This window comes from Pseudomonas sp. 05N434 (assembly GCF_056396965.1).
On record NZ_JBFTMK010000238.1, the window covers coordinates 1 to 9,526 of the forward strand.

General features: G+C 58.4%; 6 protein-coding genes and 1 pseudogene. 2 read left to right on the plus strand and 5 right to left on the minus strand.

Going from position 1 to position 9,526, the window contains the following annotated elements:
* Nucleotides 1–1,741, minus strand: a 1,741-nt coding sequence (locus AC1DLB_RS16255; protein WP_477785277.1) for an FUSC family protein, incomplete at its 3' end; no start/stop codon positions are given.
* Nucleotides 1,742–1,951: 210 nt separating this feature from the next.
* Here AC1DLB_RS16255 and AC1DLB_RS16260 point away from each other — a divergent pair.
* Nucleotides 1,952–2,851: a bestrophin family protein gene (locus AC1DLB_RS16260; protein WP_477743050.1), complete on the plus strand. Its 900-nt coding sequence runs from the start codon at nucleotides 1,952–1,954 to the stop codon at nucleotides 2,849–2,851.
* A gap of 76 nt (nucleotides 2,852–2,927) precedes the next feature.
* Nucleotides 2,928–3,983 (plus strand): tetratricopeptide repeat protein, encoded by a 1,056-nt coding sequence (locus AC1DLB_RS16265; protein ID WP_477743049.1) that lies wholly within the window; start codon nucleotides 2,928–2,930, stop codon nucleotides 3,981–3,983.
* Between the two features lie 85 nt (nucleotides 3,984–4,068).
* On the opposite strand, the gene AC1DLB_RS16270 is transcribed toward AC1DLB_RS16265, so the two are convergent.
* From AC1DLB_RS16270 to AC1DLB_RS16285, 4 genes and pseudogenes are all read right to left on the minus strand, one after another.
* Nucleotides 4,069–4,446, minus strand: a complete 378-nt coding sequence (locus AC1DLB_RS16270; RefSeq protein WP_018926027.1) for a response regulator — start codon at nucleotides 4,444–4,446, stop codon at nucleotides 4,069–4,071.
* 44 nt (nucleotides 4,447–4,490) lie between these two features.
* Nucleotides 4,491–5,705, minus strand: a complete 1,215-nt coding sequence (locus AC1DLB_RS16275) for a hybrid sensor histidine kinase/response regulator (protein WP_138867608.1) — start codon at nucleotides 5,703–5,705, stop codon at nucleotides 4,491–4,493.
* A 78-nt stretch (nucleotides 5,706–5,783) separates the two neighbouring features.
* Nucleotides 5,784–6,596 carry a CheR family methyltransferase gene (locus tag AC1DLB_RS16280; RefSeq protein ID WP_477785278.1) on the minus strand — a complete coding sequence of 271 codons (813 nt, stop codon included), beginning with the start codon at nucleotides 6,594–6,596 and terminating at the stop codon, nucleotides 5,784–5,786.
* A pseudogene (locus AC1DLB_RS16285) lies at nucleotides 6,596–9,526 on the minus strand (response regulator); the annotation flags it as partial. The pseudogene AC1DLB_RS16285 and the gene AC1DLB_RS16280, both read right to left, overlap by 1 nt.

Genomic DNA, 9,526 nt, shown 5'->3' on the forward strand with positions numbered 1-9,526 from the left:
GGCGATCGACCATACGGCTTTCAAACGCAAATTGCTGTTCATCGGTGGCCGGCGTCTTCAACAAAGCGTAGACCTGCTCGCAGCTTTCATTGAACAGGCGGCGCATTCGTAAATCGGGCCTGAACGGGAAGATCAAGGCATACACGCTGAGCGCCATCACGGCCGCGCAGATATACGCACCGGCAAACTCGAACCACTGAATGGCATTGTTTTGGCCGATTCCTGCGTTTTGCGGCCCCAGCAACAGCATGGTCGTCAGTCCAAGACCAATGCCTGTGCCAGTGGTTGGCGGACTGGCCAGCCCCACCGCGACCGCGTACAGCAATGGCGCAAACAACAAGGCGAGCAACTCGAAGTCACTGATCATCGGCATCAGCATGAACAGATAGAACGCCGACACCACCAAGGCCAGACCCAGCCCCCTGGCAAAGCTTTGACTGGCCAGCAACGGTCGCGGAAAAGTCGCCATCAGCGAACAGAGAATCCCCACTACAATCATCCCGCCACGGGCCCCATCCCAAGCAGTCTCGATCCAGATCAGCCCCGCCACCAGTAACGCGGTAAATGCCCGGATTGCGTTCATTGCTGCCAACGTGAAGTCCAGATGCAACGGGTTGTCCTGGCCGCGGAACACGCAACTGGCTTCCCGTCCTTCCTGGATCGCGTCGCTCAGTTCCAGAATCTGCCCCAGTTGCTCCAACATCCGTGCCTGCTCCCAGCGCAGTGCCCAGGCCAATGAACGCAGCGTGGCAGGCATCGTCTCGGTGAGTTGTTCGGCCTTGTAGGCCTGGTCATCGAAACGCTGTTGCAGCGTCAAAAAATGATGCCGCGCCTCAATCGACAATGAGCGACCTTGCACGGCCAACTCATCAAGGAATGCCAGTTCCTCGCTGCGCAACCGCTGTATTTCTTCCGGCAACGCGCCCTCCCAACGTTCGGTGAGTAATTGCCGCTGGTGACGCAAAGCCGTCAGCCGCGAAGTCAGCAGCACCAGTTGATTGCCAAGCAACTGCACCAGGCTATTGGCACTGCGCAACCGTGGTGCATCGAAGTACAAATGTCGACGCAGCCCTTCAAGGGCGCTGATCTCGCCCAACAGTTGCATTTGCCGCTTGTGGAAATCGGCCTCGCTTTCCTCGGTTCGAATCACCGCTGCCGCGTGAGTCGCGAGCAGTTTGATCACTTGATCGATCTTGGCGAAATAACCCTTGGCCACCGCCTCCGGTCGCGCCGTCAGAAGGCTGACAACGCACACGCAGGCCACCGCCAACAGTGTTTCTGTCACGCGAGTGACGGCCAGCAGGAATGTACCCTCCTGATCGGGTTGCGCCAGCAGTGCCACCACCACCGCCGTGTAACCGCTCAGGACAAACGCTTGGGAACTGGTGTAGCGCAACAAGGTGCCGCCGGCGGTACACAGCGCCAACCACAAGGCCAGGGTGATGATGAAGGGCAGCGGCGCCTGGGGGAAAATGGCCATGATCAACACCGCGACCGCCGCGCCCAACGTGGTGCCGATGATCTGGCCGAAACTTCGGGCCAGGGCCATGCCGCCCAATGGCTGACTGACAATGATCACCGCCATGATCGACCACTTGGGCTGGTCGAGGTCGAACACAAAGGCCAGGTACAGCGTCAGCAACCCGGCCACGATGGTTCTCAGGGCAAACAGCAGCACCTCGCGTCCGGGGTTGAGAATCGCCTTGAAGTATTGAAGCAGCGGTTGCATGGGAGCGCTCATCGAGTCATCTCCTGCAAGCGTAGTCATTGCTTCCTTGCTTCGACGAGTTTCAATGTCGACAAGACCTGTAGGCCATTTCGCCGATGGACACGCCTGCGTCGATAGAGCCTGTCGATCACTTCGTCAGCCAAAGCGATTGGACAGGATCCCCCCATGCCCCTAGGCTGAAATCGCTGCGCAAGCATCACTCTCTCTATAAAGCCCCTGTCCATGATTGTGCGTCCCAAGCCGAACCTGCTCGGCATGTTGTTTTCCCTTAAAGGCTCGATTGCCAAGCGCATTGCCTTGCGCAGTCTGTTGGTGACCCTGTTGGCGTCGGTAATCGTGCTGGTGGAGATCTGGCACCCGGCGTATTTCTCCAAGGTCAACGCCACGCCGTTCACCCTGCTGGGTCTGTCGTTGTCGATCTTCATGAGTTTTCGCAACAATGCCTGCTACGACCGCTGGTGGGAGGGCCGCAAGCATCTGGGGCAGTTGATCATCGAAGTGCGATCGTTGATTCGTCAAACCCAGGGGCTGATGGCGGCGGCCGAACGTGAACTTATGCTGCGTGAGCTCTGCGGGTTCGCCCATGGCCTGATCGCCCGCCTGCGCGTTGAAAACGAGATGAGCGCCATCAAGCCGTGGACGCAGGATGCCGTGGACGCAGAGCATCCGAACATCACTGACGCGCTCTTGCAGCGGATCGGCGTCCGGTGCTCGGCCCTTGCCGAACGCGGCCAGATCAGCGAATGGCGTTATACCCAACTGGAAACGCGACTGGTCAGCCTCAGTCAGGTCCAGGCCAGTTGCGAACGCATCAAAAGTACGCCGCTGCCCTTCCCCTACACCCTGTTGCTGCACCGCACCATCTACCTGTTCTGCATCCTGTTGCCGTTCGCCATGGCCGAATCTCTTGGCTGGCTGACACCGGTGATTACCGCCATTGTCAGCTACACCTTTTTCGGCCTCGACGAAATTGGCGACGATCTGGAAGACCCGTTCGGCTTCGATGAGAACGATCTGCCGTGCAATGCGATTTTGCGCACGCTGGAGCGCGAAGTGCTGGCAGCGTTGGGGCAAACCGACTTGCCACCGGCCCTTGAGCCCGATGACTACGTGCTGAACTGAGCCAGGGTTTGACTCACAGCCCGGCCTGACCGAAGCTGGTGACCTTGTAAAAGCCTGTCAGCTCCCGGATTCCTGCATGCCTCAGTCCCGCCGCTATCTGCTCATCAGCCTCTGTGCACTGTTTGCCCTCGCCCTTGCCTGGTTTTTTTTGCGCAGCACGACGCCCGTGGTGCCGGAGGCAATTCGACGCGGCTACAGCGAAGCGCTGACCCAGGCACGCATGGGTCAACCGGGGGCGGCGCGGGTTCTTTACCAGCAATTGGGCCGCCCTGACCTGTCCGACAAGCGCCGCGTCTGGCTGCATGCCGAACTGCCCAACTACCCCAGCCCGCAAGCCTTGAAACTGGCGGATGCGGACCTGCAACATCCATCGTCGGAGGTACGCATCGCGGCGATCAAAAGCATCAGCGGTTTAGTGCCCAATGGACAGCGAAGTCTGTTGCTCGGGCCCTTGCTCGATGACAGCGACCCAAGCGTCCGGTTTGCGGCGGTCAACGCCTTGCTGGGGCTGTCTCCGGATGAGCTGGGGTTGTATTTCGGCCCCCTGGAGCAAGCCATTGACGCTTGGGAGCAGGTCCTCAAGCAGCAGCCGGAAAGCGCCGACACCCAGTACCAACTGGCGCGCCTGCATTTGCACAATGCCGAACTGAAGGACGCGCAGCAGGCATTGGAGCGCACGTTGCAACTGGCGCCCGGCAACTTGCCGGCACTGGTGATGCAGATTGACGTGCTGGATCGACTGGGCCAAAGCGATGCCGCCCAGCAATTGTTGGCGAAGCAGTTAAAGGCCCAGCCCGATTCGGCCTACTTGCAACATGCGTTGGGGCTCTGGTTGCTGCATCACGGGCAAAGTGAGTTCGCCTTGCTCGGGCTGTCCAAAGCCGTGGAGCTTGAACCCGACAATAAGGATTACCGCTACGACCTGGCCACCACGTTGCATGGTGAACAAGAGCTGGAGGCCGCGCAGAAACAGCTGCAGGAAATCGTCCAGCGCCACCCGGCCGATCGCAAGGCGCGCGTGCTGTTGATCAACTATTGGAAGGAAAGCGGACAGTTGCAGAACGTACAGATCCTGTTGGCGCAGCTCGAGCAGCTCAATCCGGATGATCCGGCGTTGCAGCAAGGGCTTTAATCAAGATCAAAAGATCGTCCGAACGCGGCCCGAGCCTTCGGCAGCGCCTACAGGGGGGCCGTACGACACAACCGTCGACACAGCTTCAGGAGAGCATGTCCTGCATGATCTGTTGCAACACATCCAGATCGAATGGCTTGGCCAGGATCGGTGCCTTGCGGGTGATCGGGCTGTCGGTCTCGCGGATTTCCTGCGGGTAACCGCTGATGAAGATCACCTTGAGTTCCGGTCGCAGCTTCACGGCTGGTTCGGCGATTTGCACGCCAGAAATCCCGCCAGGCAGGCGGAAATCGGTGATCATCATGTCCAGGTTTGGTTTGCTCGCCAGGATCTCAAAGGCCTGCTCACCATTTTCGGCTTGCAGCACCCGGTAACCTTCACCCGACAAATAAGCGGACAGCACCATCAAAATCGAAGGGTCATCTTCAACGATCAGTACCACGTCTTGTGCATCTTCACTCATGGAAAACCTTTGTTCGGTCAATAGCTGCTGATACGACCATGTGGTCAATCAGAGGTTGCGTTCATCGGGCTGTTTTCCTGCAGCGGCAGACAAACGCGAAACAAGGCGCCTTCGCCAATCCGGCTCTCGACGGTAATGGAGCCACCATGGGCGGCGACAATCTGCTGCGAAATAAACAACCCCAGGCCCAGCCCCGCCACCACGGCCCTGGTGGAAACCCGCTCGAACTGCTGAAAAATGCGCTGTTGATTCTCTACACCGATCCCGATACCGCGATCCTGAACCTCAACCCGCGCTTGCCCGTGGTGATTGTACACGCGAACGTCGATCGCGCTCTTGGCACCATAGCGCAACGCATTAGTCAGCAGATTGCAAATCACTTGTTCGATACGAAACTCGTCCCAGTCGCCCATCACGGGCTGGTCGGCGATCAAGCTGACTGACGACTCTGCGGCCTCAACCTGCGGTGCGAAGTTCTGCAAAAGATTGTGCACCAGTTGCACCAGGTCAAACCGACTGGGGCGGATAGACAGCTTGCCGGTGCGGATCCGCGACACATCAAGCATGTCTTCGATCAGGCGGATCAAGCTTTTGATCTGCCGTTCGTCGCGCTCGACCATGGCGTGCATTTTGTCCAGGGTGAACGCCGCGGCGTTATCCCGGGCCAGGTGCATTTTGCGCAACTGGGTTTCGAGGATCAGGCCATTGAGCGGTGTACGGACTTCATGCGCAACGATGGACATGAAGTCATCGCGCATGCGCACCGCCTGCTTCAGTTCTTTCTGGGTGTTCTGCAACTGTTCGAGCAACGCCCCCTGTTCGCGGCGACTTTGCTCCAGGGCTTCGACCTGTTGCTTCATCGCCTTGCTCTGGCGATACAGATCGACGAAGACATTGACCTTGCTCTTGACCGCGTGAACATCCAGCGGCTTGTGCAGAAAGTCCACGGCTCCGCTTTCGTAGCCCTTGAATGCGTAGTTGAGATCACGGCCAGCGGCACTGACGAACACAATCGGGATGCTTTTGGTTTTTTCCGTGCCGCGCATCAACTCGGCCAACTCAAAGCCGTTCATGCCGGGCATCTGCACATCGAGAATGGCCAGCGCGAATTCGTGCTGCAACAACAGCGACAGGGCTTCGTCGGCGGACAAGGCCTTGTAGACGATGAGGTCCTGCCGCTTGATCAACGCCTCAAGCGCCAGCAGGTTCTCCGGCAGGTCGTCTACGATCAGTAGTTTGGTCTGGATGTCACTTGGCATGGGATACGTTCCCGCTCGACACGCAGACGGCCGAAGCACCGATCACGATAGCTTCTACACAAGGAATACCTGCACTGTTCATGATTTGCGGTAGATCCTTTCTTGTTTGACCAACGGCTCAAACTGATTGCCATAGGCCGAAAAATCCAGGGTTTCCTTGCTGCCCAGTGCCAGAAAGCCCCGATGACACAAAGATTCGTGAAACAAGCCGAACGTTCGATCCTGAAGCTTTTTGTTGAAATAAATCAGTACATTACGACACGAAATTAATTGAGTTTCGGAGAATACGCTATCGGTGGCCAGGCTGTGATCGGCGAAGGTTACGTTGTCGCACAGGCTCTTGTCGAAAATCGCGTAGTCATAAGCCGCCGTGTAGTAATCGGCGAACGAACGCTGACCACCGGCCTGCTGATAATTGTGAGTGTAGGCCCGAACATTCTGCAGGGAGAAAATCCCCTGCCTGGCTTTATCCAGCGAGCGCGGGTTGATGTCGGTGGCATAGATGATGGTGCGATCCAGCAAGCCTTCTTCGCGCAGAAGGATCGCCATCGAATAGACCTCTTCGCCGGTGCTGCAACCGGCAATCCAGACCTTTATCGACGGATAGGTCTTGAGCAGCGGCACCACTTCCTGACGCAGCGCCAGGRAGTGCGAAGGGTCGCGAAACATTTCGCTGACCGGAATCGTCAGCAATTGCAGCAGCTGCATGAATGCGGTCGCATCGTGCAGGACCTTCTCTTGCAGCGCCGAGATGGTATTGCACTCGAATTGGCTCAATGCATGGTTGACCCGACGCTTGATCGACGCGCCGGAGTAATCGCGAAAATCGTAGCTGTATTTGAGGTAGATCGCTTCGATCAGCAACCTCAATTCGATTTCGCTGCGCTCCATTAGAGGCGTTCCATCTTCGGTAACCACACACGAATCAGCGAGAACAGGCGATCCAGGTCGATGGGCTTGGCCAGGTAGTCGTTGGAGCCGGCCTGCAAGCAGCGCTCCTGATCGTCCTTCATCGCCTTGGCCGTCACCGCAATGATCGGCAGCTTGCGCCAGCGCAGATCCTTGCGGATTTCCTGGGTGGCTTCGAAACCATCCATTTCCGGCATCATCACGTCCATCAGCACCAAGTCGATGTCCTCGACTTCATTTAATCGCTCAATTGCTTCACGACCGTTACGGCCAATCACCACCACCGCGCCCTTGTGCTCCAGCGCACTGGTCAGGGCGAAGATATTGCGTACATCGTCGTCCACCAGCAGCACTTTGCGCCCCTCGAACACCTTATCGCGGCTGCGGGCGGTCTTGAGCATGGTCTGGCGTTCATGGGATAACCGGGATTCGACCTTGTGCAGGAAGAGTGTCACTTCATCCAGCAACCGCTCGGGCGAACGCGCGCCCTTGATGATGATCGAGCGCGAATACTTGCGCAGTTCGGCCTCTTCGTCCCGGGTCAGGTTGCGTCCGGTATAGACGATCACCGGTGGAAACGAGCAGATATCCTCGCAGGACATGCGCTTGAGCAAGTCGTTGCCAAGCATGTCCGGCAGTTTCAGGTCGCGTAGTCGGTTTGACCGCGTAACCGATGGCGCCCATGTGCATGGCGGCCTCGACACGGTCTTCGACCGAGATCACATGCACGGGAATGTGCCGGGTTTCGGCTTGCTCTTTCAGGCGCTGCAACACCGTCAGCCCGGAATGATCCGGCAGGCGCATGTCCAGCAGGATCGCGTCGGGGATGAATTGCCTGGCCAGGTCGTAGCCTTCATCGGCGCCGTAGGCCACCAGGCACTGATAACCCAGTTCATGGGCCAGATCGTAGAGGATACGCGCAAAGTCCGGCTCATCTTCCACCACCAGGATGCAACGAGTGGCGAACGGCGCCCCGTAGCGATCATCATCGAAACGCGCGATTTCGACCTCGGCAACCAGCGGCACAGGCGCGGTAACCACGATGGCTTGCGGCATGGTCACCGGCGTAGCTTTCATCGTTTCGACAGGCGTATCGCCCGGTTCGATGTAGTGCTGCGGCAACACCAGGGTGAACACACTGCCCTGCCCCGGCGTGCTGGTCAGGCTGACGGAGCCGCCCAGCAAGGTGGCCAGATCACGAGAAATCGACAGGCCCAGGCCGGTTCCGCCGTAACGACGGTTAGTAGTGCCGTCGGCCTGACGGAAGGCTTCAAAAATGCTGTCCTGATGATCCGGCGCAATGCCGATCCCGGTATCACGGACGATAAAGGCGATGCCCTCGCCTGGCTGAGCCGCGACAATCAGGCTGACTGTGCCCTTTTCGGTGAACTTCACCGCGTTGGACAACAGGTTCTTGATCACTTGCTCCAGGCGCTGGCGATCGGTGAACAGCATCAGCGGTGCGTCAGCGCGCAATTCGACTTCAAAATCCAGTTTCTTGTCCGCGGCCAACGGCTCGAACATTCCTCGCAGGCCTTCCACCAGGCGCGCAACGCTGGTGTTCTCCGGACGCACCTCAAGCTTGCCGGCCTCAACCTTGGAAATGTCGAGAATGTCGTTGATCAGGTTGAGCAAGTCGTTGCCGGCGGAATAGATCGACTCGGCGAACTTGACCTGCTCGGCGCTGAGGTTTTCCTGCGGGTTTTCCGCCAGCAATTTCGCCAGAATCAACGAACTGTTCAGCGGCGTGCGCAATTCGTGGGACATGTTGGCAAGGAATTCGGATTTGTACTTGCTGGCACGCTGCAATTCTTCGGCGCGGGCCTCGAGCTCAAGCTGGGCCTGATTCAGCTGGCTGTTCTTCAGGTCCATGGCATCGCGTTGCTCGGCCAGGATCTGCGCCTGTTCGGCGAGTTGCTCGTTGGTTTGCTCCAGCTCGATCTGCTGGGTTTCCAGGTGAGCCTGGGACTCCTTGAGAACCCGCGACTGCTCTTCCAGCTCTTCGTTGGCGCTCTTGAGTTCTTCTTGCTGAACCTGCAACTCTTCGTTGAGTTGCTGGGTTTCGGCCAGCACTTCCTGTAAGCGCTGGCGATAGCGCGCCGCTTCGATCGAGGTGCCGATGTTACCGGCAACCAGTTCGAGCAACTCGATGTCACGATCTGTCAGCGGTCGCAGGAAACCGAGTTCGATCACCCCGTTGACGCGATCGTCATCGCTGGTCGGCACCGCCACTACACTGCGTGGTAAACCTTCGCCCAGGCCGGAGCTGACTTTGAAGTAGTCCCCTGGCACCTCATCAAGACGAATCAGGCGCGCCTGTTGCGCCACCTGGCCGACAATCCCTTCGCCATTGTAAATCTGCTGCTCAAGTGCTTCCTGTTCCCGGGAGAAACCGTAAGACGCGATGCGCTTCAGGCCGCCATGCTCCTCACGGACATAGATCGCCGCGACGGCGCTGCCCAGGTATTGCGCGCAGAACTGCAGGATATTGCGGCCCAACAGATTGAGCGATAACTGCCCCAGGACTTGCTCGGCCAGTTCGGTCTGGCCATTGCGCAACCAGGCCTGCTGTTCCAGACGCCGGGCGCTGGCCTGTTGCGCGGCGAGGTTGACGCTGTAGCTGCGGGACAGGTTGAGTAGATCCCGGCGGCCGACATAGGCCAGCAATCCGCTGATACCGGCCACGAACAACAGATAAAGGGCGATGCTCCAGATTGTGGCGCTTCGCACTTCTTCATTGCGCGTGGCACGCAACTGCTGCTCCATGTCGATCACGTCTTCGAATTGCTTGCGGATCTCATCGGTCAACCGTTTGCCGCGCCCGACCTTGACGACGCTGCGGTAATCACCGCCTGCGCGCTGCAAATCGATTATCGATTGCGCGTAATTGGCCCATTCCGTCTGCAAGGCCT

What these genes read in the sequence shown, in the direction of transcription:
- AC1DLB_RS16260 (WP_477743050.1), top strand. Translation starts at nt 1,952, where the DNA reads ATGATTGTGCGTCCCAAGCCGAACCTGCTCGGCATGTTGTTTTCCCTT.
- AC1DLB_RS16265 (WP_477743049.1), top strand. Translation starts at nt 2,928, where the DNA reads ATGCCTCAGTCCCGCCGCTATCTGCTCATCAGCCTCTGTGCACTGTTT.
- AC1DLB_RS16270 (WP_018926027.1), bottom strand. Translation starts at nt 4,446, where the DNA reads ATGAGTGAAGATGCACAAGACGTGGTACTGATCGTTGAAGATGACCCT.
- AC1DLB_RS16275 (WP_138867608.1), bottom strand. Translation starts at nt 5,705, where the DNA reads ATGCCAAGTGACATCCAGACCAAACTACTGATCGTAGACGACCTGCCG.